Source organism: Nocardia spumae, from assembly GCF_020733635.1.
GTDB classification, from domain to species: Bacteria; Actinomycetota; Actinomycetes; order Mycobacteriales; family Mycobacteriaceae; genus Nocardia; species Nocardia spumae.
The window spans coordinates 2,546,888-2,568,282 of record NZ_JAJFZL010000001.1; the positions used below are offsets into that span (position 1 = coordinate 2,546,888).

At 69.4% G+C, this 21,395-nt stretch carries 24 protein-coding genes; 19 read left to right on the top strand and 5 right to left on the bottom strand.

Annotation, left to right across the window (positions count from 1 at the left end; translation table 11 throughout):
• Window positions 1-14 precede the first annotated feature (14 nt).
• Complete coding sequence (locus tag LKD76_RS11065) at window positions 15-281, bottom strand: hypothetical protein (protein ID WP_227980938.1); 267 nt, start codon at window positions 279-281, stop codon at window positions 15-17.
• A gap of 140 nt (window positions 282-421) precedes the next feature.
• Here LKD76_RS11065 and LKD76_RS11070 point away from each other — a divergent pair, with 140 nt between their 5' ends.
• The 4 genes from LKD76_RS11070 (at window position 422) to LKD76_RS11085 (ending at window position 3,958) form a co-directional block, all read left to right on the top strand.
• Window positions 422-874 carry a flavodoxin family protein gene (locus tag LKD76_RS11070; RefSeq protein WP_227980939.1) on the top strand — a complete coding sequence of 151 codons (453 nt, stop codon included), beginning with the start codon at window positions 422-424 and terminating at the stop codon, window positions 872-874.
• 144 nt (window positions 875-1,018) lie between these two features.
• A complete protein-coding gene (locus LKD76_RS11075; RefSeq protein WP_227980940.1) occupies window positions 1,019-1,675 on the top strand; it encodes a response regulator transcription factor in 657 nt (218 codons plus the stop codon).
• Between the two features lie 2 nt (window positions 1,676-1,677).
• Window positions 1,678-2,937: a sensor histidine kinase gene (locus LKD76_RS11080; RefSeq protein ID WP_227980941.1), complete on the top strand. Its 1,260-nt coding sequence runs from the start codon at window positions 1,678-1,680 to the stop codon at window positions 2,935-2,937.
• A complete protein-coding gene (locus LKD76_RS11085; RefSeq protein ID WP_227980942.1) occupies window positions 2,927-3,958 on the top strand; it encodes a DUF8320 family protein in 1,032 nt (343 codons plus the stop codon). Before LKD76_RS11080 ends, LKD76_RS11085 begins: the two co-directional genes overlap by 11 nt.
• Before the next feature lie 2 nt (window positions 3,959-3,960).
• Here LKD76_RS11085 and LKD76_RS11090 read toward each other — a convergent pair whose 3' ends face one another.
• On the bottom strand, window positions 3,961-4,407 hold the full coding sequence (locus tag LKD76_RS11090; RefSeq protein ID WP_227980943.1) for a hypothetical protein: 447 nt from the start codon (window positions 4,405-4,407) through the stop codon (window positions 3,961-3,963).
• A 147-nt stretch (window positions 4,408-4,554) separates the two neighbouring features.
• Here LKD76_RS11090 and dapA point away from each other — a divergent pair, with 147 nt between their 5' ends.
• From dapA to LKD76_RS11110, 4 genes are all read left to right on the top strand, one after another.
• The gene (dapA, locus tag LKD76_RS11095) at window positions 4,555-5,463 is read left to right on the top strand and encodes a 4-hydroxy-tetrahydrodipicolinate synthase (protein WP_227980944.1); all 909 of its coding nucleotides are present in this window, start codon (window positions 4,555-4,557) and stop codon (window positions 5,461-5,463) included.
• Window positions 5,460-7,472, top strand: a complete 2,013-nt coding sequence (locus LKD76_RS11100; RefSeq protein WP_227980945.1) for an RNase J family beta-CASP ribonuclease — start codon at window positions 5,460-5,462, stop codon at window positions 7,470-7,472. Before dapA ends, LKD76_RS11100 begins: the two co-directional genes overlap by 4 nt.
• A gap of 115 nt (window positions 7,473-7,587) precedes the next feature.
• Window positions 7,588-8,211 carry a TIGR03085 family metal-binding protein gene (locus LKD76_RS11105; protein ID WP_227980946.1) on the top strand — a complete coding sequence of 208 codons (624 nt, stop codon included), beginning with the start codon at window positions 7,588-7,590 and terminating at the stop codon, window positions 8,209-8,211.
• Between the two features lie 128 nt (window positions 8,212-8,339).
• Window positions 8,340-10,943 (top strand): FtsK/SpoIIIE family DNA translocase, encoded by a 2,604-nt coding sequence (locus LKD76_RS11110; RefSeq protein ID WP_227980947.1) that lies wholly within the window; start codon window positions 8,340-8,342, stop codon window positions 10,941-10,943.
• A 30-nt stretch (window positions 10,944-10,973) separates the two neighbouring features.
• Here the strand turns inward: LKD76_RS11110 and LKD76_RS11115 are convergent, their stop codons facing one another.
• Genes LKD76_RS11115 through LKD76_RS11125 form a run of 3 tightly spaced genes read right to left on the bottom strand, consistent with a single transcriptional unit; the run spans window position 10,974 to window position 12,242 of the window.
• Complete coding sequence (locus tag LKD76_RS11115) at window positions 10,974-11,399, bottom strand: TIGR03668 family PPOX class F420-dependent oxidoreductase (protein WP_227980948.1); 426 nt, start codon at window positions 11,397-11,399, stop codon at window positions 10,974-10,976.
• Window positions 11,399-11,683 carry a YciI family protein gene (locus LKD76_RS11120; protein WP_227980949.1) on the bottom strand — a complete coding sequence of 95 codons (285 nt, stop codon included), beginning with the start codon at window positions 11,681-11,683 and terminating at the stop codon, window positions 11,399-11,401. The genes LKD76_RS11115 and LKD76_RS11120 overlap by 1 nt, the downstream gene beginning before the upstream one ends.
• 16 nt (window positions 11,684-11,699) lie before the next feature.
• Complete coding sequence (locus tag LKD76_RS11125) at window positions 11,700-12,242, bottom strand: amino-acid N-acetyltransferase (RefSeq protein ID WP_227980950.1); 543 nt, start codon at window positions 12,240-12,242, stop codon at window positions 11,700-11,702.
• A 119-nt stretch (window positions 12,243-12,361) separates the two neighbouring features.
• Between LKD76_RS11125 and pgsA the strand changes: the two genes are divergently transcribed.
• The 11 genes from pgsA (at window position 12,362) to recA (ending at window position 21,110) form a co-directional block, all read left to right on the top strand.
• Window positions 12,362-13,024, top strand: coding sequence for a CDP-diacylglycerol--glycerol-3-phosphate 3-phosphatidyltransferase (pgsA, locus tag LKD76_RS11130; RefSeq protein WP_372465785.1), 663 nt, complete (start codon window positions 12,362-12,364; stop codon window positions 13,022-13,024).
• A 26-nt stretch (window positions 13,025-13,050) separates the two neighbouring features.
• The gene (locus tag LKD76_RS11135; RefSeq protein WP_227985204.1) at window positions 13,051-13,560 is read left to right on the top strand and encodes a CinA family protein; all 510 of its coding nucleotides are present in this window, start codon (window positions 13,051-13,053) and stop codon (window positions 13,558-13,560) included.
• A 145-nt stretch (window positions 13,561-13,705) separates the two neighbouring features.
• Window positions 13,706-14,107 carry a helix-turn-helix domain-containing protein gene (locus LKD76_RS11140; RefSeq protein ID WP_227980951.1) on the top strand — a complete coding sequence of 134 codons (402 nt, stop codon included), beginning with the start codon at window positions 13,706-13,708 and terminating at the stop codon, window positions 14,105-14,107.
• 211 nt (window positions 14,108-14,318) lie between these two features.
• Window positions 14,319-15,137, top strand: a complete 819-nt coding sequence (gene pspA / locus LKD76_RS11145) for a phage shock protein PspA (RefSeq protein WP_227980952.1) — start codon at window positions 14,319-14,321, stop codon at window positions 15,135-15,137.
• A gap of 32 nt (window positions 15,138-15,169) precedes the next feature.
• Window positions 15,170-16,492 carry a phage shock envelope stress response protein PspM gene (gene pspM / locus LKD76_RS11150; protein WP_227980953.1) on the top strand — a complete coding sequence of 441 codons (1,323 nt, stop codon included), beginning with the start codon at window positions 15,170-15,172 and terminating at the stop codon, window positions 16,490-16,492.
• A gap of 150 nt (window positions 16,493-16,642) precedes the next feature.
• Window positions 16,643-16,816, top strand: a complete 174-nt coding sequence (locus LKD76_RS11155) for a hypothetical protein (protein ID WP_227980954.1) — start codon at window positions 16,643-16,645, stop codon at window positions 16,814-16,816.
• 284 nt (window positions 16,817-17,100) lie between these two features.
• On the top strand, window positions 17,101-17,814 hold the full coding sequence (locus tag LKD76_RS11160; RefSeq protein WP_227985205.1) for a PIG-L deacetylase family protein: 714 nt from the start codon (window positions 17,101-17,103) through the stop codon (window positions 17,812-17,814).
• A gap of 122 nt (window positions 17,815-17,936) precedes the next feature.
• Complete coding sequence (locus LKD76_RS11165; RefSeq protein ID WP_227980955.1) at window positions 17,937-19,100, top strand: glycosyltransferase; 1,164 nt, start codon at window positions 17,937-17,939, stop codon at window positions 19,098-19,100.
• A gap of 42 nt (window positions 19,101-19,142) precedes the next feature.
• Window positions 19,143-19,337: a DUF3046 domain-containing protein gene (locus LKD76_RS11170; protein WP_227980956.1), complete on the top strand. Its 195-nt coding sequence runs from the start codon at window positions 19,143-19,145 to the stop codon at window positions 19,335-19,337.
• A gap of 67 nt (window positions 19,338-19,404) precedes the next feature.
• A complete protein-coding gene (locus LKD76_RS11175; RefSeq protein ID WP_227980957.1) occupies window positions 19,405-19,878 on the top strand; it encodes a nuclear transport factor 2 family protein in 474 nt (157 codons plus the stop codon).
• 188 nt (window positions 19,879-20,066) lie between these two features.
• Window positions 20,067-21,110 (top strand): recombinase RecA, encoded by a 1,044-nt coding sequence (recA, locus tag LKD76_RS11180; RefSeq protein ID WP_025351561.1) that lies wholly within the window; start codon window positions 20,067-20,069, stop codon window positions 21,108-21,110.
• Window positions 21,111-21,395 lie beyond the last annotated feature (285 nt).

Consider the following 21,395-nt stretch of genomic DNA (forward strand, 5'->3'; position numbering starts at 1 on the left):
TCGCTCGCCGCTGGTCAGGAGAGGGGCGGTACCGCCGCCGATCCGGCCAGTAGTGCTGCCTCGGGGATGGCGTAGGGGATCCCTGCCGGGCTCGTGCGGATCAGTTCGGTGTAGGGCAGGGTTATTCCGCTGTCGCGGCGGCAGATCCACTGGTCGCCGTCATGCGGTTCGCGAAAGACGTCGAGGTGGTATCGGCCGGTGGCGGGGTCGCGCAGACGCACCAGTGCGCCGCCACCGCGGCGAGCTTCTCGGCGACACGTTCCGGTGTCCACGGTTCCCATCGGCGATCGCACTCTCGCTGATCGATGGGGCGGCCGCCCGCCGGAAGTTCGGTGCCCATGCGAGCCGAGCCAACCGCCGCGGCGCGACCCGGATCGCCGGATTCGCGGCCCGGCCGGCTGCCGGGCCTAGGCTCGTCGGTGTGCCGACCTTGCTGATCATCCATCACACGCCGTCCCCATTCCTGCAGGACATGTTCGAGGCGGTGGTAGCCGGTGCCACCGACCCCGAGATCGAGGATGTCGAGGTGGTGCGGCGGGCGGCGTTGCAGGTCACCGCGAGTGATGTGCTCGCGGCCGACGGGTACATCCTGGGAACGCCGGCGAATCTCGGGTACATGTCCGGGGCACTCAAACATGCCTTCGACACCTTCTACTACCCCTGCCTGGACAGCACCCAGGGACGCCCGTTCGGCGTCTACATCCACGGCAATCAGGGCACCGAAGGCGCCGAACGCAGTATCACCACGGTCACGACCGGAATGGGCTGGCTGCGGGCCGCCGCGCCGGTGATCGTCACCGGTACGCCCGCCAAGGACGATCGGGAACGCTGCTGGGAACTGGGCGCCACGGTCGCCGCCGGGTTGATGGGCTGAATCGGGCGAGCCGGTCACACCCCCCGATTTCTGGTGTCTGACACCGAGATCACCGATCCCGGCATACTCGACAGGAAGCCGCCGCGTTGTCGTGCGGGTCGGACGGGTGGCGAGGTGGACGGGCTCGGGAAAGGTGAGGTCCCTATGGCGCCGGCGAGGCGGATCGGACTGGTCGAAGACCACGAATCGGTGGCGCTCGGCCTGGCCAGCATGCTGGCCGGTGAAAGCGATCTGGAATTGGTCGTGACCGCCGGGACGGTTCCCGAATTGCTGTCCGGGGCACCGCGATTGGATCTGGTGATCCTGGACCTGCGCTTGGCCGACGGCTCGGGCCCGCAGGACAATGTGCGGGCGCTACGCGACCGCGGACTCGAGGTGCTGGTGTTCACCGGCGCCGACAATCCCTTCCTGGTGCGCTCGGCGGCCCGGGCGGGAGTGCTCGGTGTGGTGCGCAAATCCGAGGATGTGCGCACGGTTGTCGCGGCGGTGCGCGCGGCGGCGAGCGGGGAGCAGGTGGTGACCACCGATTGGGCGGCGGCGATCGACGGGGATCCGCAGTTGCCCGATGTCGGTTTGAGCCCGCGTCAGGAGGAAGTGCTGACCCTGTACGCGTCGGGGGAGAAGGCCTCGCGGGTGGCACGGTTGACGGGATTGTCCGAGCAGACCGTCAACGATTATCTGGGCCGGATCCGCCAGAAGTACGCCGATGCCGGGCGGCCGGCCCCCACCAAGACCGATCTGTACAAGCGTGCGGTGGAGGACGGGTGGCTACCGGTTCCCGAGCGCAACGACAATCCGTGATAGTGGTCATCGCGCCCGCGACACTCGCCCGCATCGCGGCCGCGGCCCGCATCCGGATGCCGCGGATCACCGTGCGACGCGATGCTCCGGCCATCGAACGGGTCGTGCGCAGAATCGGCCTCTCGATCGGGGTGGGCGGGGTGATCATGGGGCTGGCGGACCTCTCCGAGATCACCGAGGGGGCGCGTTTCGGTCCGGCCTGGTGGACCCCCGCGGCGGTCGGGCTCGCGTTCGGGCTGTTCCCGGTCCTGGCCGTGGTGTCGATCCGGTCGAGGCCGCGGGTGATCCGGCTGGTGTCCGGATGCGCGGCGGTGGCCTTCCTCGGCGCGGCCGCCGTGATGATGGTGGCGCTGGAACCGCACAGCATCGTCGCCACGTCGGCATGGCTGTACCGGATGCTGCCCCTCGGGGTGCTCACCGCCGCCCTGGCCTGGCCGCTGCCGATGTCGGTCGGCTATCTGCTGGTCGGTTCGGCCGCGGTCGCCCTGGTGAACATCTATCTGGCCGAACCGTTCACGGCGGCATCGGCGCTGAGTGCGTTCGCGCGGGCGGTCGGCCTGTCGGCGCTGTTCCTGTGGTGCCTGGTCTCGGCGCTGGCGGCGGCGGCCCGGGTGGACCGGGAATCGGAGGCGGCCGGCCGCCAGGCCGCGGAAGCCGCCGGGGCCGCCGCGCGTGACAACGAGAGCGAGCGCTTCGCCGCGCTCATCCACGACGCGGTCCTGTCCACCCTGCTCGACGCCTCGCGCGACCGCGAACCCTCGGCGGCCCTGCGCCGCCAGGCCGAACGCACCCTCGAACAACTCGACGAGATCCGCGTCGAATCCCGTACTCCCGACGTCTTCGACGCCGCCGCGGCGGTGAATTTCCTGCGGGCCGCGGTCCACGAGGTCAATCCCGGTATCCGCTTCGCCACCCGGACCTGGCCGGGATTCGACGATCTGCGGATGCCGACCGCGGCCGCGCGGACGGTGGCCGCGGCTCTGGCGGAAGCGGTGCGCAACAGTTTGCGCCACGCCGCGGTGCCCGGACGGCCGGTCGCGCGCACCGTGACCTGCACGATCAGCGCCGGGGGCATTCGGGCGGTATTCGTCGACGACGGTGCCGGATTCGATGTGCGGGCCGTCTCCGCGGACCGGCTCGGCATCTCGGTGAGCATTCTCGGCCGGATGCGCCAGCTCGCCGGCGGCGCCGGATTCGTCGAATCACAGCCCGGTGAGGGCACGACGGTGACGCTGGTCTGGGGTGGTGACGGTGAGTACTGATCCGTGCCGCGAAACCGAATTCGGACTGCGTGAACTGCTGGGGTTGCGCGGTGGCGCGGCCTGGCTCTTTCTGGTGCTGCTCGAGGCGACCATCGTGTTGTACATGGTGCGCACGTTCGATGCCGCCGAACCGCTGCCGGCGTCGATCGCGCTGGTGGTGATGGTCGTGGCCGGTGCGCTGGTCCTGATGGCGCCGGGAGATCCGCTGCCGTGGACGGTCACCGGGCTCGTCGTAGTCGCCGGGCCGGTGGCGACGGCGCTGACCACGGTGGATCCGAGCAGGGCGCACACCCACCACACGGTGTGGACCACCTTCGCGACCTCCTATGTGCTGGCCGGGATGGTGCTGCGCGGGCGGATGGGCGCCGCCTGGCTGGGGGTGGCCGGGGTCGCCGTCGTGATCGGGATCGACGGTGCGCGTGCCTGGCTGAGCGCCGGCGTCATCGTCGCCGCGCTCGTACCACTGGGCACCGTCATCGCGATATCGGTTTTCGCGCTGATCATGCGACCCACCCAGCGGTCGCTGCGGTTGCTGAGCGAGGAGGCGAGCGCGCGGGCCGCGGCCGAGGCGACGATGGCGGCGGCGGACGGCGAGCGGACGCGCCAGCTGGCCCGGCTGGACCGGGTAGCGCGGCCGATGCTGGAACGGATCGCCGAGGGCGCGGTCCTGACCGCCGGCGAACGCGAGCAGTGCCGACTGCTCGAGGCGGAACTACGCGACGGACTGCGCGCGCCCCAGTTGGCGACCGACGAGCTCAGCGGTGCGGCCCGGGGGGCGCGGGCGCGCGGGGTGGAGGTCGTGCTCCTCGACGACGGCGGGTTCGCCGACGCGCCCCACTGGTTGCGCGAACGCGTGATCGATATCGCGGCAAGGGAATTGGATGCCGCCAACGCGGGGTCGGTCACCGTACGCGTCCTGCCGCCGGGGCGGCGGACACTGGCCACGGTGCTGGCGCAGGCGCCCGATCGCGACCGCCGCACCGATATCGGCACCACCGGCACCGTCGCGGTGCTGGATTGAGGTCAGCTGTCGCAGCGTCCCGGCCCGCCCTTGCGCATCTGATCCCGCAGCGCGCCCTGTACCGCGCCCGCCAACCAGGAGTTCAGCGATTGACCGCTCTGGGTGGCGGCCTCCTCGGCCCGGGCCTTCAGGTTCTCGACCATGCGCAGGGTGACGCGGCTGATATCGCCGGTCATCTCCTCGAAGGTGGGGTGCTGGTCGTCGGCGGGGTTGCGCCGTACTTCCACCACAGCGTCGGTGCCGGACAGTGACACGTGCACGGTCCGGTCCTCGAGCGTGGCGTTGACCTCGCCGGCGAGATCCGACAGCGCGGCCAGCAGGGTGAGCCGCAGAGAGTTCTCGGTCGCGGCGGCCAGTGCGGCGGCGGTGGCCCGCGTCTTCTCGTCACCGAGCGCGGCGGCCGCGATCAGGTCGTCGTGCAGGCGGGCGGTGTACTTGTTCAGATCCATGACGCCATTATGGCGCCACTTCTGACATCACGCTAGCGTGGTGGCGCAGTCACAATCGATGTCACCGCTGGACTGTGACCGGATTGTCTGCCGATATGGCCGACGACGGTTCGGTGTCGTCTGCACGACCGGGTAGCCTTTCTGACCATGACGAACGGTGAATCGACGCGAACAGGGCTGCGCGCGTCCGGCACGGTCGGTGTCGCGATGGTGACCCCCTTTACCGCCGAGGGCAAGCTCGATGTCGACTCCGGCGTCGCCCTCGCCGCGCAGCTGGTCGATCGCGGTGTCGACCTGCTCGCCATCTCCGGGACCACCGGTGAATCGCCGACCACCACCGAGTCGGAGAAGTTCGATCTGCTCCATGCGGTCGTCGACGCCGTGGGCGATCGCGCCACCGTCATCGCGGGCGCCGGCACCTACGACACCGCGCACAGCATCGAACTCGCGCGCAACGCCGAACGGGCGGGTGCGCACGGTTTGCTGGTGGTGACGCCGTACTACTCACGGCCCTCGCAGGAGGGTCTGCTCGCGCATTTCACCGCCGTGGCCGACGCCACCGGCCTGCCGGTGACGCTCTACGACATTCCGCCGCGCTCGATCGTGCCGATCGCACCCGACACGCTGCGCCGCCTCGCCGAACATCCGAATATCGTCGCGGTCAAGGACGCCAAGGGTGATCTGGGCGCGGGTGCCGAGCTCATCGCCGATACCGGCTTGGCCTACTACTCCGGTGACGATGTGCTGAACCTGCCCTGGCTGTCGGTGGGCGCGGTCGGATTCATCAGTGTGATCGGCCATCTGGTGCCGGAGCGGCTGGTACAGCTGCGCGACGCGTATGCCGCCGGTGAGGTGACGCTGGCCCGCGACATCAATGCCGGCCTGTTGCCGGTCAACCGGGCGATGGCCCGGGTGGGCGGTGTGGCCCTGATCAAATCCGCGCTGCGGTTGCTCGGCATGGAGGTCGGCGAACCGCGCCTGCCGCAGCTGATGCCCATCGGCGTGAACCTCGAATCGATCGTCGCCGAACTGCGGCTGGCGGGAGTGCTTGCATGAGTGAACCGGTGAATCGTCGTCCGCGTCGGACCGCGAGCCGAGCGGCAGGGGCACCGGCTCCGGCACCGCCGCCGACACAGCGTGAAGAGCCGGTAAAGCCTGCGCCGGAACAGGTTTCCCCTCCCGAGACGCGAGCGGCCGAACCCGCCGTCGAGCGTTCGGCGCCCGCGGCGCAGCGCGAATCGGCGGCCCCCGCGCCCCGGCGTGAGCAGGCGCCCGCCTCTCAGCGCGGCGACCAGTCCGGTGACCGCGGCCGTTCCAAACGTTCCGGCCGAGGCCGGCAGTCCTCCCGCGGACGCGCCGAACAGCCTGCGCCGCAAGCGGTTTCCCCCGCGTTGCCGACCGGTCTGCCACCGAAGCTGCCGAAGCACGGCCTGCGGGTCTACGCGCTCGGCGGTATCGGTGAGATCGGCCGCAACATGACCGTCTTCGAATACGACGGCACACTGCTGATCATCGACTGCGGTGTGCTGTTCCCCGAGGATCAGCAGCCCGGTGTCGACCTGATCCTGCCGGACTTCCGCCCGATCGAGGACCGCATCGACGATGTCGCCGCGGTGGTGCTGACCCACGGCCACGAGGATCACATCGGCGCGGTGCCGTTCCTGCTGCGGTTACGTCCCGACATTCCGGTGGTGGGTTCGAAATTCACCCTCGCGCTGGTGGCCGCGAAATGCCGCGAACATCGCCTGCAGCCCAAGCTGATCGAGGTCACCGAGGGACAGAAGACCACCCACGGCCCGTTCGACTGCGAGTACTTCGCGGTCAACCACTCGATTCCCGACGCCATCGCGGTCGCGGTGCGCAGCCCGGCGGGACTGGCCCTGCACACCGGCGACATCAAGCTCGACCAGTTGCCGCTCGACGGACGGCTCACCGACCTGGCCGGATTCTCCCGCCTCGGTGACGAGGGTGTGGATCTGTTCCTGGTCGACTCCACCAATGCCGAGGTGCCGGGCTTCGTCACGCCGGAACGCGAGATCGGGCCGGTGCTCGACAGCGTGATCGGTAAGGCCAAGGGCCGCGTCATCGTGGCCTCCTTCGCCAGCCATGTGCATCGCATCCAGCAGGTGGTGGACGTCGCGCAGCGGTACAACCGCCGGGTCTGCTTCGTCGGTCGCTCGATGGTCCGCAATATGCAGATCGCGCAGGATCTGGGCTATCTGACCATCCCCGAGGGGATCGTGGTCGATCTGGACCAGGCCGCGAATCTGCCCGTCCACAAACTGGTGCTGATCTCGACCGGTTCGCAGGGGGAACCGCTGTCGGCGCTGTCGCGGATGGCCCGCGGCGATCACCGTCAGATCAACATCCGCGCCGACGACCTGGTGGTGCTGGCCTCCTCACTGATCCCCGGTAACGAGAACGCGGTGTTCGCCGTGGTCAACGGCCTGGCTCGGCTCGGCGCGACCGTGGTCACCCAGCAGAGCGCCAAGGTGCACGTCTCCGGGCACGCCTCCGCCGGTGAGCTGCTCTATCTCTACAACGCGGTGCGGCCCACCAATGCGATGCCGGTGCACGGCGAGTGGCGGCATCTGCGCGCCAACGCGGCGCTGGCGGTGGCCACCGGGGTGCCCGAGGATCGGGTGGTGCTCGCCGAGGACGGTGTGGTGGTCGACCTGGTCGACGGCATCGCCTCGATCGTGGGCCGCTATCCCGTCGGTCAGGTGTACGTCGACGGGCTGTCGGTCGGCGATGTCGGCGAATCGACGCTGTCGGATCGCCTGGTCCTCGGTGAGGGCGGCTTCATCTCGATCACCGTGGCCGTCGACGAGACCACGGGTAAGGCGGTCACCGCACCGGAGGTCAGCGGACGCGGCTTCTCCGACGATCCGGGCGCACTCATGGGCGCCCGCGAACTGGTCGAGGCGGAACTGTTGCGCCTGGCCGGGGAGGGCGTCACCGACACCCATCGCATCGCTCAGGGTGTGCGCCGGGTGGTCGGCCGCTGGGTCGCCGACACCTACCGTCGCCGTCCGATGATCGTGCCCACGGTCATCGGCGTCTGACGGGTCACGTTCCGCCACCGCCCATTACCCGGTGTTGGGACCGGGCGCAACGGGGCCGTCGGGGCGGTAACGCTCCGCTGGCCCCCGCGCGCCCCGACCGATTACGCTCGGCCGCATGAGTATGGCTCAACGGGAACGCCGGGCCCTGGTCGCGACCATGACGGCGGCCGGGCCCGGTGCCCCGACGCTGTGTGGGACCTGGACCGTGCACGATCTGGCCGCACATCTGGTGGTTCGCGAACGCCATCCCGCCGCCGCCCCCGGAATTCTGCTGAAGCCGCTGGCCGGCTATCTCGATTCGGTGCAGGCGAAGGTGTCGCAGCAGCCCTTCACCGACCTGCTCGAGCAGATTCGCACCGGCCCGCCGTGGTGGTCACCGCTCAAGCCGGTCGACGCGGTCGTCAACATGACCGAGATGTTCGTTCATCACGAGGATGTGCGTCGTGCCGAACCCGATTGGCAGCCGCGCATCCTGTCCGCCGGCGACGAGGCGAAACTGTGGTCGACGGCGCGGCGGATGGCCCGCATGGCCTACCGGAAATCCCCGGTCACGGTCGTGCTGGCGACGCCCGAGGGAGAACGCGTGACCGCGCACAACGTGGGCGGCGACGCGGTGGTGCTGACCGGTAAACCGTCGGAACTGCTGCTGCACGCTTTCGGCCGCAACGAGGTCCGGGTCGACGCGACCGGCGACGTCGACGATGTCGCCGCGGTCTTCGCCTCCGACCGCAGCGTCTGATCCCCGCCCTCCGAGTCCGTGTTCGGGGCCGAATCCTGCCGTTGACGGCGGTGTGAGGTCGGCAATGATGTGGCTGGGATGGGTGTTGCGGATGGTCCCGATGGGGCTGTTGCGGCTAGCCTGAGTTCATGGCAGGTAAGTCCCGCGGCACCACGACATCGAGTTCGCGGGCGGGATCCACCCGGGGGCGGGCTCCGGCGCGGACTCGCACCGGTGGCTCTCGCGCCCGCTCGGCGCCCCGAGGACGGACCGCCGCCACCCGGCGGCCGGTGCGCAGGGCGCCCCAGACCGCACCGCTGGCGGTGCTCAGCCGGGGTATCGGCAACAGTTGGTCGGTGCTGGCGCGCGGATTCGGCGCCACCACTCGCACCATCAGCCGCGCGGGCGAGATCGAGCACGGCCATCGCCGCGACGGAATCGCTTTGGCGCTGGTGGCGTTCAGCGTGATCATCGCCGCCGCGGTGTGGCTGTCGGCGGGTGGCCCGGTCGGTCACTGGGTCGACACCGCGGTGCGTGCCGTCGCCGGATCGGCGGCGGCGATCCTGCCGTTCGTGGCGTCCGGGATCGCGGTCGTGCTGATGCGTACCGAACCGCGGCCGGAGATTCGGCCGCGGCTGGTCCTCGGTGGCCTGCTGATCGGACTTCCGGCGCTGGGCGTCTGGCACATCCTGGCCGGTGCCCCGACCGACGCGCACGGCCGCGCGCACGCGGCCGGATTCGTGGGCTACGTGCTGGGCGGCCCGTTGGGCGACGGTCTCACCGCCTGGCTGGCGGTGCCACTGCTGTTGCTGGCCATGGTGTTCGGGCTCCTGCTGGTCACGGGTACGACCGTGCGGGAGGTCCCGCATCGGCTGCGGGAACTGTTCGGGGTCCCCGATCCCGAATTCGACTACGGTGACGGGCAATACGGGCTCTACGATCCGGAAAACTATGACGCCGACGGTTTTCCGGTGCACAAGAGCCGCTCCTCGCGTCGCGGCCGCACCCCCGAGGAGAACTATCCGGCCGACGAATTCGGTGGCGCCGACGCGGTCACCGAGGTGCTGGGCGAGCCGCCGCTGCGCGAGGCCAAGGACGTCGCCGCCGAGACGGCCGAAACCACGGCGGCGGCAACCAAAGCCGGCGGGGCCAAGGCCAAGGCCCGCAAGGCGCCCAAGGTCGTCGACCAGACACCCGAGCCGCAGCCGGTGCAACAGCTGGAGTTCGTCACCGATCGCGAGATCGACGGCGATTACCAGCTGCCTCCGCTGACCCTGCTCACCGACGGTGATCCGCCGAAGAAGCGCAGTGCCGCCAACGAATCGATGATCGAGGCGATCACCGAGGTGCTGGTGCAGTTCAAGATCGACGCCGCGGTCACCGGATTCGTCCGGGGTCCGACGGTCACCCGCTACGAGGTCGAGCTCGGCCCGGGTGTGAAGGTCGAGAAGATCACCGCGCTGGCCCGCAATATCGCCTATGCGGTGGCCACCGAGAACGTGCGCTTGCTCGCACCGATCCCCGGCAAGTCGGCGGTCGGCATCGAGGTGCCCAACGCCGATCGCGAACTGGTGCGGCTGGCCGATGTGCTCAAGGCCCCGTCCACCCGAAACGACCACCACCCGCTGGTGATCGGACTCGGCAAGAACATCGAGGGCGAGTTCGTCTGCGCCAACCTCGCGAAGATGCCGCATCTGCTGGTGGCCGGTTCGACCGGTTCCGGTAAGTCGAGTTTCGTGAACTCGATGCTGGTCTCGCTGCTGGGGCGCGCCACCCCCGATGAGGTGCGGATGATCCTCATCGACCCGAAGATGGTGGAACTGACCCCGTACGAGGGCATCCCGCATCTGATCACGCCCATCATCACCCAGCCCAAGAAGGCGGCGGCCGCGCTGGCCTGGCTGGTGGAGGAGATGGAACAGCGGTATCAGGACATGCAGGCCAGCAAGGTCCGCCACATCGACGATTTCAACAAGAAGGTCAAGTCGGGCCAGATCACCACTCCGCTCGGCAGTGAGCGGGTCTATCGGCCCTACCCCTACATCCTGGCCATCGTCGACGAGCTCGCCGATCTGATGATGACAGCACCGCGCGATGTGGAGGATGCCATCGTGCGCATCACCCAGAAGGCGCGTGCGGCCGGAATCCACCTGGTGCTGGCGACCCAGCGGCCCTCGGTGGATGTGGTCACCGGCCTGATCAAGACCAATGTGCCCTCCCGCCTGGCCTTCGCCACCTCCTCGCTCACCGATTCGCGCGTCATCCTCGACCAGCCCGGCGCCGAGAAGCTGATCGGTATGGGTGACGGCCTGTTCCTGCCGATGGGCGCCTCGAAGCCGACCCGTCTGCAGGGGGCGTTCATCTCCGACGAGGAGATCCAGGCCGTCGTCGACTTCACCAAGAATCAGGCCGAGCCCGACTATCAGGAGGGCGTGACCACCGCCAAGGCCGGCGAGAAGAAGGATGTCGATCCCGATATCGGCGACGATCTCGACGTCTTCCTGCAGGCCGTGGAGCTCGTCGTCACCTCGCAGTTCGGTTCGACCTCGATGCTGCAGCGCAAACTGCGGGTCGGATTCGCCAAGGCCGGCCGGTTGATGGATCTGATGGAGACTCGCGGTGTCGTCGGCCCCAGCGAGGGGTCCAAGGCCCGGGACGTGCTGATCAAACCGGATGAGCTGGACGGTCTGATCTACTCGATCCGCGGTGGTGGTGAACCGGAGGACGCGGAGACCGGAGAGGGTGAGCAATAGCCGGTCGCGGGCATCGGACGCGGGCCGGGTTCACTCGGTGTAGGCCCAGCCCGTCACCGTGTCCAGAGCGATCGCGATCACCGGTCCCCGCGGTGAATTGTCCCGGTACTGCGGATATTTCGCGGCCAGCCAGGTGATCGGGGCGCTCCGGTCCGCTCCCGTGCGGATGGCGGCGACCCCGTCGGCACGCACCCACCACAGCTGCGACCAGTCCTCGTCGTATCGATCGACCAGCACCGCGACCCGCGGTTGCGCGGCGATATTGCGCAGCCGCGCCAGATTCGTCGTGGTCTTCGGTTTCTGGTCGACCGCGCTGACCAGCAGCCGATCGTCGGGTGACAGCGCGAAGGTGACCGGAACCAGATGGGGCCGCCCGGACGCGTCGGCGGTGGCGAGCCGGGCGATGCGGGCGGAGCGCAGTCGAGCGAGTGCGTCGCCCGGTTCCAGGCGCGGCATTATCCGGAGAAGGTGCCCATGACCGGTGTCCATTCCACGAATCGCTTGGCGGCGATGAGGTCGTGCCGCGCGAACGGATCGGCCGCGAGCAGCCGGTCCATCGCCGCGGCGTCCTCGGCGCGGAACAGAATCAGCGCACCGGAACCGTCGGCATACGGACCGCTGGACAGCACCACGCCCTGGTCGAGCAGGTTCGACAGCCACTCCCGGTGCCGGGGCCGATGTTCGTCGCGGGCGGCGGTGGTGGCGTCGGAGTAGGTGTAGTGGACCGCGAAGATCGGCACATCGTCTCCCGAAAGGTCAGAGGGTCAACAGCATTCGAGTATTGCCGAGGGTGTTCGGCTTGACGTAGCTGAGGTCGAGGAACTCCGCCACGCCGGTGTCGTAGGAGCGGCACATCTCGGCGAACACCTCGGCCGTCACCGGGGTGCCGTCGATCTCGGCGAAGCCGTGCCGGGAGAAGAAGTCGACTTCGAAGGTCAGCACGAACAATCGTTGCAGCTGCAACTCGCGGGCGGTGGCGATCAGCTGGTCGACGATCCGGCGCCCGACGCCGTGCCCTTTGGCGTCCGGATGGACCGCGACCGTGCGGACCTCACCGAGGTCGGCCCACAGCACGTGTAATGCGCCACACCCCACGACCCGGTCGTCGACCTCGGCGACCCAGAATTCCTGGACCGACTCGTAGAGGTTGACCAGATTCTTCTCCAGCAGGATGCGGCCCGCGTAGACGTCGACGAGGCTTTTGATGGCGGGGACATCGGAGGTGCGCGCGCGTCGGACTGCCGCGGTGCCGGGGCCGGTGCCGCCGATCGAATCACTGTGAGGTGCCCGCGTCGTCATGGGGTGCACAGTAGTCGGCTCGCCAACCGATAGTCTGGTGGAGTGCCGCACATCTCGTCTGCCCGTCTGCCCCGTTCTGCCGGGGGCCGCGGCTGCGTGCATTCCGGTCGGGGGTGCCGGTGAGCGTGCAGAGCGACGATATGGACCGGACCTGGGCCGAGGCCGGCAGAGCACGGGCGAATCTCGTTCCGCCGCAATCGAACAGAACGGTCGAGCCGTCGGCTGTGCCGTTGATGAACATCGCCAACATCCTCACCGTCCTGCGCATCCTGATCGTACCGATCTTCCTGCTGGCGCTGTTCGCCGGCGACGGCCACGACACGGGCTGGCGGATCACGGCGGCCGCGCTGTTCGGGCTGGCCGCCATCACCGATCGCATCGACGGTCAGGTGGCGCGCAAGTACGGGCTGGTGACCGACTTCGGGAAGCTGGCCGATCCGATCGCCGACAAGGCGTTGATCGGCGCGGCGTTGATCGGCCTGTCGGCGCTCGGCGATCTGCCGTGGTGGATCACGGTCGTGATCTGCGCGCGGGAGATCGGGGTGACCCTGCTGCGGCTCGCGGTGGTGCGTCGCGGCGTGATTCCGGCCGGTCGTGGCGGTAAGGCCAAGACACTCGTGCAATCGGTCGCGATCGCGGTGCTGCTGTTGCCGCTGGCGGGCGCATGGGCCGGCGCGGGGATGGCGCTGATGTATGTCGCGGTGGTGCTGACCGTGGTCACCGGCCTGGACTACGTGGTACAGGCCGCGCGATTGTGGGCTCGCCCGGTCGAGCGGCGGTGAGCGCGGTGGTTTCGGGCCGGACCGGGATCTCCGATCCGGTGACCGGCGTTCCGGCGGCCGCCGACCTGGTGGCGATCCTCACTCGCCGGGGCCAGACGATGGCCACCGCCGAATCGCTGACCGCGGGCCTGCTCGCGGCGACGATCGCCGGGGTGCCGGGGGCCAGCGCGGTGCTGCGCGGCGGACTCGTCGTCTACGCCACCGATCTCAAACACACCCTGGCGGGCGTCGATGAGCACACGCTCGCGGCCGAGGGACCGGTCGCCGCCGCTACCGCGGAACAGCTCGCGGTCGGCGCGCGCACGGCGTGCGGGGCCGACTGGGGTGTCGGATTGACCGGTGTCGCCGGGCCGGATCCGCAGGACGGCTGTCCGGTCGGAACGGTCTATCTGGGCTTGAGCGGCCCCGGGGGAACCGAGGTGATGCGGTTGCACCTGGCCGGAGACCGGTGGACGATCAGGATGAGTGCGGTGGACACAGCCGTCGCGGAGCTGCTGCGCCGCGTCGGCGACGATGTGCCTGTCGATTCCGGGTAAAGCGGACTTTCCGGTGGATGCCGATCGGAATCGGCGCCCGGGAACCAACGGGGTGGCATACGACGTTGGCACTGTAGACGGAGGGTGCGTCACGTCGACGGCGGTCGCGCTCGGCCCGGTGAGGCGAGAACGTGAGGAGAACGAGATGACGCTGCTTCGAGAGGCCATCGGCGAGAGTCTGCGGCGCGCTCGCATCGCCCAGAGCCGGACCCTGCGTGAGGTCTCGACGTCGGCGCGGGTGAGCCTGGGGTATTTGTCCGAGGTCGAACGCGGTCGTAAGGAAGCGTCGAGCGAACTGCTGGCCGCCATCTGCCAGGCTCTGGATGTGCCGCTGTCGCAGGTGCTGGTCGACGTCAGCGCGACCATGGCCGACGCCGACGCTCCGGCCCGGACCCGGCCGGTGAGCGAACCGGCTCCCGCCGAGAGTGTGCCGGCCGAGGCGACGGTGAGCGCGGGTGCCGCCGCGCGCGCCGGTATCGCCGAGGACACCCGGATCGTCATTCCGGCGCCGAAGGCCGAGAAACTGGTGTTGGTGCAAGCGAAGTAGAGACGCGGTGGGGCGGGGCATCGATACCGATCGATGCCCGCAAGGCTGTACGACGGAGCGGAAACGGATAGATTCTCTGTAAGCGTCGGTGACGGGTTGGTTCGGCGGCCCGGACACGGCGCGATGGAGGATAGGGACACAGGGTGCGTGACGGTCGCGCACTACCGCCGTGCTGGGGCGCGGCGCAGTCAGATGGAGGCGGGATCAATCGATGGCTAATCCGTTCGTGAAGGCCTGGAAGTACCTGATGGCCCTCTTCGATTCCAAGATCGAGGAGCATGCGGATCCGAAGGTGCAGATTCAGCAGGCTATCGAGGAAGCCCAGCGTCAACACCAGGCCCTGTCGCAGCAGGCGGCGTCGGTGATCGGTAACCAGCGTCAGCTGGAGATGAAGCTCAACCGCCAGCTCGACGAGGTCGAGAAGCTCAATGCCAACGCGCGTCAAGCGGTCCAGCTGGCCGACCAGGCCTCCTCGGCCGGTGACACCGACAAGGCCATCCAGTACACCAACGCCGCCGAGGCGTTCGCGGCGCAGCTGGTCACGGCCGAGCAGTCGGTCGAGGACCTGAAGGTGCTGCACGACCAGTCGCTGCAGGCCGCCGCCCAGGCCAAGAAGGCGGTCGAGCAGAACGCCATGCTGCTGCAGCAGAAGGTGGCCGAGCGCACCAAGCTGCTCAGCCAGCTGGAGCAGGCCAAGATGCAGGAGCAGGTGTCGGCCTCGCTGCAGCAGATGGACTCGACCCTGTCCGCGCCGGGCAGCACGCCGAGCCTGGACGCGGTGCGGGAGAAGATCGAGCGCCGCTACGCCAATGCGCTGGGTGCCGCCGAGCTCGCGCAGAACACCGTGCAGGGCCGGATGATGGAGGTGCAGCAGGCCAGTGTGCAGATGGCCGGGCACAGCCGCCTCGAGCAGATCCGCGCCTCCATGCGCGGGGACGCGCTGCCCTCGGGTGACTCCGCCGCTGCCGGTCCGAGCATCGCGAATCCGGCTCAGCCGCAGGTGAACAAGGACCAGGCCGCACAGCAGTGATGTGACGGCGGGTTGATCGGAAGGCTGTACCGATGGGCAGAACGCGGGCGCGCACCGAGCCCGCGACCACCCGTGTGCTGCCGTGGTCCCGATCGGCCCGCACCGGTGTGTCCGCGCCGACCGCCTCCGCCGCACCGTCGGCCGATGCGGCGCGGACCCCTTCGGTGCCCGTCGCGGTCGAGGCCGCGCGGGACAACCTCCCCGAATCTCCCGGTCGCCCACGAGATTCCGCCTCCGCTCCGGGCGGTGACGGGTCGCAGCGCAGCGCACCGGATGTGCCGCCCGAGCCGCCGCCGACCCCGGTCACCGGAATCGGCTCCGAGGCCGATGACCGCTTTCGCGCGGGCCGCGCCGGATCGAATTCCGGCACGACGGAAAGTGGTGCCGCACAGCGAGTCCGGGGTGGATCCGCGACGCCGGGATCCGGCGCGGCAGATCGCTTGCGGCGCCGGCGGTCGCGTGGCGTTCGTACCCGGCGGCGTGACACCGATTCGCGAGTCGGCCGTGTGGCCCGCGACGTCGCGGGTGCCTTCGCGCGAGAGGGGTTCGCGCAGCGGGGAGTTGCTGCCGAGCGGCCGGATCGCGCCGCGCGGATGCCCGAGACGCTGCGCGAGGCCGGTGAGTACGCCCTGCACGCGGTGCGGAAATGGGCCGATCCGCGGGAACGCGAGCTACGCAAGCGGCGGCGGGTTCGCCGCCGCAGCCTGCGCTGGAGTGCGGCATCGGGAATGACGGTCCTGGGTACCGCCGGCTTGGTGGCGATATCGGCGCCCGCCTGGGCGGTGATCGTGGTCGGCAGCGGCACGGTGGCGCTGGCGACCGGCGCGGCCGTCAGCACCCGCCGCTATCTCGACATGCGGCGGAATCCGCTCCCGCCCGTGGCTTTCGTCCCGCGCCGGCTGCCGTCGGTGCGCTCGGCGGCCCGGGCCCCGATCGCGCGCCTGGTGCGTGCCGAACGCGCGATGTACGAACTCGGCCGGCATATCGCACAGGGCGGCCGCGTGCCGTCCGACGACCTCACCGATACCTTGGCGACGGCCGATTCCGGTGCGGCGGCGCTGCACGCGCTGGCGGGCGATGTCGTCGCGATGGAACAGGCGATCGCTGTCGTCGCGAGTTCGCAGTGCGGCCCGCAGTTGTCCCGCCAGCTCGAGGCGATGGTCGAACGCCTCGAATCGGGCGTCGTCGAATACGAGCAGCTGGTCAGCGCGGCCGGGCGGATTCTCGCCGTCCCGGCGGCCACGGGCGCCGCACCCGCCGATGAATTCGGCTGGGCGATGTTCACCCTGCGCGAGGCCGCCGACCGGCTCGACGGCTGGGCCCAGGCGCTGACCGACCTCGCCGATCGGCGCTAGCGCCGTCCCGGCGGCCGATACGTCTCGGGGTTCACCCTGAGATTTCCCCGGATATCGGTCGTGACCTGGTGATTTTCGGCGAATGAGTTGGCAGTATGGAGGAGTCGGATCGCGATGACGGCGGTTCGGAAACCTTCGGGAGGAATGGACATGTTCTGGAAGATCCTGGGCGTCGTCGCGCTCGTGTGGCTCGCGCTGATCGTGATCGGCGCGCTGGTCAAGGCGTTGTTCCCGATCCTGATGATCAGTGCCGTGGTCTTCGGCCTGTACCTGCTGTACAAGGCCGTCTCGGGTTCGAACAAATCGACGGTCACCAAGCTGTAGTGAGCCTGCCGTGCGGGCCGTCCGGTACCCGCCGGACGGCCCGCACGCGTGTGTCGGGACTGCCGGGTGCGCCGGAGCGCAGTTCGGGTCGGTCCGAGATGGCAGCGCGACCAGGTCGGCGGTGCGAGCCGAGCCCGGCGTAGGAGCCGCCGGCGGGTACCCCCGCCTCCCGAGAAGACGAAGCCCGCAGTGTCCGCGGCGCCGGACCTCGCTGCGGCGGCTACCCTTGCCGAGACAGTCCACCGGGCCGAGAACCCAGCCGGAGCGAAGCGGAGGCCACCATCATTACGCAGCAACTGCCCGAGGACTGGCAGCGCGGTCTGGTGATCGTCGCCCACCCCGACGACATCGAATACGGCGCCGCGGCCGCGGTCGCGCGGTGGACGAAACAGGGCAAGGACATCCGATATCTGCTCGCCTCCAGCGGTGAGGCGGGGATCGCGGGGCTGCCGCCCGCGGAATGTGGTCCGCTGCGTGAGCGGGAAGAGATCGCCGCCGCCGGCATGGTCGGGGTGACCGAGGTGGAATTCCTGGGTTATCCGGACGGGCGGATCGAGGGCGGGCTGGGGCTGCGCCGGGATCTGGCCGCCGCGATCCGCCGTCATCGCCCTGAGATGGTGGTGTTGTTCAACTTCGGCGATACGTGGGCGCCGGGCTATGTCAACAGCGCGGACCATCGGGCGGTCGGGCGCAGTGCGCTCGACGCTGTTTCGGATGCGGGTAACGAGTGGATTTTCCCGGAGCTGGCGGAACTGCCGATCTGGACCCCGCGGTGGGCCGCTGTCGTCGGTCCGGTTGTCACGCACGTGGTCGATGTCACCGATACCGTTGGGGCGGCGGTGGATTCGCTCGCACAGCATGGCCGATATCTGCGTGCGCTCAGTGCGGAACCGGTGCTGGAGCAGGCTCGTGCCATCGTCGATCGGGCGACCCGGCCGCAGCCGGGTTTTCCCGCCGACCGTGCGGTCGGGTTCGAGCTGTACCACTTCGCGGACTGAGTGCGGTCGACCGCCGCTCGCGGCTGTGAGTGGCCACCATCGGCCGGGGCCGGATTCATGATCGTCGCGTGCCGGCAGCGGCCCGGCGTCGGGCGCGGGGCTCGTATGGCAGGGTGGGGCTCATGCGAGTGGCTGTTGTCGCGGGCCCGGATCCGGGTCATGCCTTTCCGGCGATCGCGTTGTGCCTGCGGTTTCTTCGAGCCGGTGACGATCCGGTCTTGTTCACCGGCCCGCGCTGGTTCGATGCGGCTCGTGCGGCCGGGATCGCGGTGCGGCGGCTGAAGGGCCTGGCGCCGCGGCCACAGGACGACGACGGTGACGCCGGCGCGCGTATCCACCAGCGCGCGGCTCATATCTCCACCGAGATCCTGCCGGATCTCAGCGCGATGCTGCCGGAGCTGGTGGTCGCGGATGTGCTGACCGTCGGCGGCGGGATGGCGGCCGAGCGGCTGGGGGTGCCGTGGGTGGAACTGTCACCGCACCCGCTGTATCTGCCGTCGAAAGCGTTGCCGCCCATCGGCAGTGGGCTCGCGCCGGGGGAGGGATTGCGAGGCCGGATGCGCGATACCGTGTTGCGCGGTCTCACCGCCCGGGCGATCACCCGGGGGGAGCGGCAGCGTGGGGCCGCGCGTGTGAGTGTCGGTCTGCCCGAGGCGGATCCGGGCCCCGATGCCCGGCTGATCGCCACGGTGCCCGCACTGGAGGTGGCGCGGCCGGATTGGCCCGAGCACACCCATCTCGTGGGCCCGTTGCTGTGGGAGCCGACGTCCGAGGTGCTGGCTTTGCCGCCGGGTGATCGCCCACTGGTCGTGGTCGCGCCGTCGACGGCGGTGACCGGGTTCGGGGATCTGGTGACCGGTTCGCTCGAGGCGCTGGCCGGCAGCGATGTGCGGGTGGCGGTATCGATGCTGGATACGCCGCCGGCGGAGCTGCCGTCCTGGGCGACGGCCGGGTTGGGCCGGCAGGACGAATTACTGAAGCATGCCGCGGTGGTGGTCGGTGGCGGTGGTCACGGACTGCTGGCGAAGACGCTGCTCGCCGGGGTGCCGATCGTGACGGTTCCCGGTGGCGGCGACCAGTGGGAGCTGGCGAATCGCGCTGTCCGGCAGGGGAGTTCGCTGCTGGTGCGGCCGTTCACGACCGAGGCGCTGCGGTCGGCGGTGCACACGGTGCTCGCGGACGAGTCCTACCGGACGGCGGCGGTATCGGCCGCGGCCACCGCGGGCGCGGTCGCCGATCCGGTGGATATCTGCCATCGGGTGGTGGACCGGGTCGGCGCGGCCTGAGTCGCCCACCGTGCCCGGCGGTGGGCCGGTAACCTGGATACGGTGCGATTGACTGAATTCCAGGAACTCTTGCATACCGAATTCGGCGTTGCCCGTGGCGACCTGCTGCTGGCCGACCATGTCCTGCCCACGATGAGCGGCCGCACCGGTGCTCAGGCGATCGAGGACGGCACCGATCCGCGTGAGGTCTGGCGCGCCCTGTGCGCCGAATTCGATGTCCCGAGGAATCGGTGGTGACGGCCGGGTGTTGCGCCCGCCACAATGGCATTGACCTCGAGTTCGCTCGAGGTTGCACGCTGATCGCATGGATACCGAGATCGCCGACAGCCGGATTCGTGACCTGCTGGATCGGACCGAGATAACCGATCTGCTGGACCGCTATCTGCGGTCGCTGGACGACGGCGTCTTCGATGAGGGGTGGGCCCGCGCCTACTTCACCGCGGACGCGACCGCCGAGATGCCGATCGGATCGGTGGTGGGCCGGCCCGCGGTGCTCGCGAGCATCCGGCGTGGCATGGCGCTGTTCGATCGCACGGTCCACCTGGGCACCAACGCGGTGATCGAGGTGCACGGTGATACCGCGACGGCACGCGGGGCGCAGTTGAGCACCCATGTCCTCGCCGACGGCTCCGAGGCCGTCTTCATCTCGGCCGGCCATGCCGATACCGAGCTGGTCCGGACGGCCGAGGGCTGGCGGATCTCGTCCTCGGCGTTGCGTGTCGTGTGGACGCAGGGCACTCCGCCGCGGCTACCGGCAGCGCCCACGTCGGCGGTCTGAGGATCGAGATCCGGGTCGTCCGCCGCGCCGTGGGGGTGCGGCTGCCGACGCCGTCTGCGTGTCGCGAGGCGCGGCGCTTGCCTCGAACACGTGTTCGTCTAAGCTTGCCATCAGAACTTGTCGGTGCCGCCCTCTACCGTGGGCGCCAACCACACAATGAGACTCACCCGTCAGAAGGGGATCAGACGATGGCACCACAGGCCTACGACCGCGACAAGGCACTCGAGCTCGCTCTCGCGCAGGTCGAGAAGAGTTTCGGTAAGGGCGCGATCATGCGCCTGGGCGAGGAGGCGCATCAGCCCATCTCGGTGATTCCGACGGGCTCGATCGCGCTGGATGTGGCGCTGGGTATCGGCGGCCTGCCGCGTGGCCGCGTCGTGGAGATCTACGGTCCGGAATCCTCCGGTAAGACCACGGTCGCCCTGCACGCCATCGCCAATGCGCAGGCCAACGGCGGCCTCGCCGCCTTCATCGACGCCGAGCACGCGCTGGATCCGGAATACGCCCGCAAGCTCGGTGTCGACACCGACGCCCTGCTGGTCTCCCAGCCCGATACCGGTGAGCAGGCCCTCGAAATCGCCGACATGCTGGTGCGCTCCGGCGCGCTGGACATCATCGTCATCGACTCCGTCGCGGCCCTGGTACCGCGTGCGGAAATCGAGGGCGAGATGGGTGACAGCCACGTCGGTCTGCAGGCCCGCCTGATGAGCCAGGCGCTGCGCAAGATGACCAGCGCCCTCAACAACTCCGGCACCACCGCCATCTTCATCAACCAGCTGCGCGAGAAGATCGGCGTCATGTTCGGCTCGCCCGAGACCACCACCGGTGGTAAGGCGTTGAAGTTCTACGCCTCGGTGCGTTTGGACGTGCGTCGTATCGAGACGCTGAAGGACGGCAGCGATGCGGTGGGTAACCGCACCCGCGTCAAGGTCGTCAAGAACAAGGTGTCGCCGCCGTTCAAGCAGGCCGAATTCGACATCCTCTACGGCGCGGGCATCTCCAAGGAGGGCTCGATCATCGATATGGGTGTCGATCAGGGCTTCATCCGTAAGTCCGGCTCCTGGTACACCTACGAGGGCGATCAGCTGGGCCAGGGTAAGGAGAACGCCCGCAAGTTCCTGCTGGAGAACACCGACGTCCGCGACGAGATCGAGAAGAAGATCAAGGAGAAGCTCGGCATCGGTGCCGACGTCACCGCAGACGCGGGTGCCGAGGCGCCCGTCGACTTCTAACCGATGCCGAACCGGGAAGCGCCGGGGTCCGCGTCCGTTCCCGACCCCGGCGCCTCTCGGCTCGATGCCGTCGAACGCTTACGGCGGCAACTGGAGCAGATCGAATCCCGCGAGCGACGGGGAGACGATACCGGCGATCAACAGTGGTCGAAACCCGTTCGCCGGAACCGCGGTTCGGTTCGCCGCACACAGCCGGGCTCGGAGGCGGGGGATACGCCGACGGGGGTGTGGCGCTCCGATCAAGGGGCGGTGCCGGACTGTGCGGCACCGGCTCGGCCGGATCGT

What these genes read in the sequence shown, in the direction of transcription:
- LKD76_RS11115 (WP_227980948.1), bottom strand. Translation starts at nt 11,399, where the DNA reads ATGCCGCGCCTGGAACCGGGCGACGCACTCGCTCGACTGCGCTCCGCC.
- LKD76_RS11140 (WP_227980951.1), top strand. Translation starts at nt 13,706, where the DNA reads ATGACGCTGCTTCGAGAGGCCATCGGCGAGAGTCTGCGGCGCGCTCGC.
- dapA (WP_227980944.1), top strand. Translation starts at nt 4,555, where the DNA reads ATGACGAACGGTGAATCGACGCGAACAGGGCTGCGCGCGTCCGGCACG.
- pspA (WP_227980952.1), top strand. Translation starts at nt 14,319, where the DNA reads ATGGCTAATCCGTTCGTGAAGGCCTGGAAGTACCTGATGGCCCTCTTC.
- LKD76_RS11125 (WP_227980950.1), bottom strand. Translation starts at nt 12,242, where the DNA reads ATGACGACGCGGGCACCTCACAGTGATTCGATCGGCGGCACCGGCCCC.
- LKD76_RS11100 (WP_227980945.1), top strand. Translation starts at nt 5,460, where the DNA reads ATGAGTGAACCGGTGAATCGTCGTCCGCGTCGGACCGCGAGCCGAGCG.
- LKD76_RS11175 (WP_227980957.1), top strand. Translation starts at nt 19,405, where the DNA reads ATGGATACCGAGATCGCCGACAGCCGGATTCGTGACCTGCTGGATCGG.
- LKD76_RS11165 (WP_227980955.1), top strand. Translation starts at nt 17,937, where the DNA reads ATGCGAGTGGCTGTTGTCGCGGGCCCGGATCCGGGTCATGCCTTTCCG.
- pspM (WP_227980953.1), top strand. Translation starts at nt 15,170, where the DNA reads ATGGGCAGAACGCGGGCGCGCACCGAGCCCGCGACCACCCGTGTGCTG.
- LKD76_RS11155 (WP_227980954.1), top strand. Translation starts at nt 16,643, where the DNA reads ATGTTCTGGAAGATCCTGGGCGTCGTCGCGCTCGTGTGGCTCGCGCTG.
- LKD76_RS11075 (WP_227980940.1), top strand. Translation starts at nt 1,019, where the DNA reads ATGGCGCCGGCGAGGCGGATCGGACTGGTCGAAGACCACGAATCGGTG.
- LKD76_RS11065 (WP_227980938.1), bottom strand. Translation starts at nt 281, where the DNA reads ATGGGAACCGTGGACACCGGAACGTGTCGCCGAGAAGCTCGCCGCGGT.
- LKD76_RS11110 (WP_227980947.1), top strand. Translation starts at nt 8,340, where the DNA reads ATGGCAGGTAAGTCCCGCGGCACCACGACATCGAGTTCGCGGGCGGGA.
- LKD76_RS11090 (WP_227980943.1), bottom strand. Translation starts at nt 4,407, where the DNA reads ATGGATCTGAACAAGTACACCGCCCGCCTGCACGACGACCTGATCGCG.
- recA (WP_025351561.1), top strand. Translation starts at nt 20,067, where the DNA reads ATGGCACCACAGGCCTACGACCGCGACAAGGCACTCGAGCTCGCTCTC.
- LKD76_RS11105 (WP_227980946.1), top strand. Translation starts at nt 7,588, where the DNA reads ATGAGTATGGCTCAACGGGAACGCCGGGCCCTGGTCGCGACCATGACG.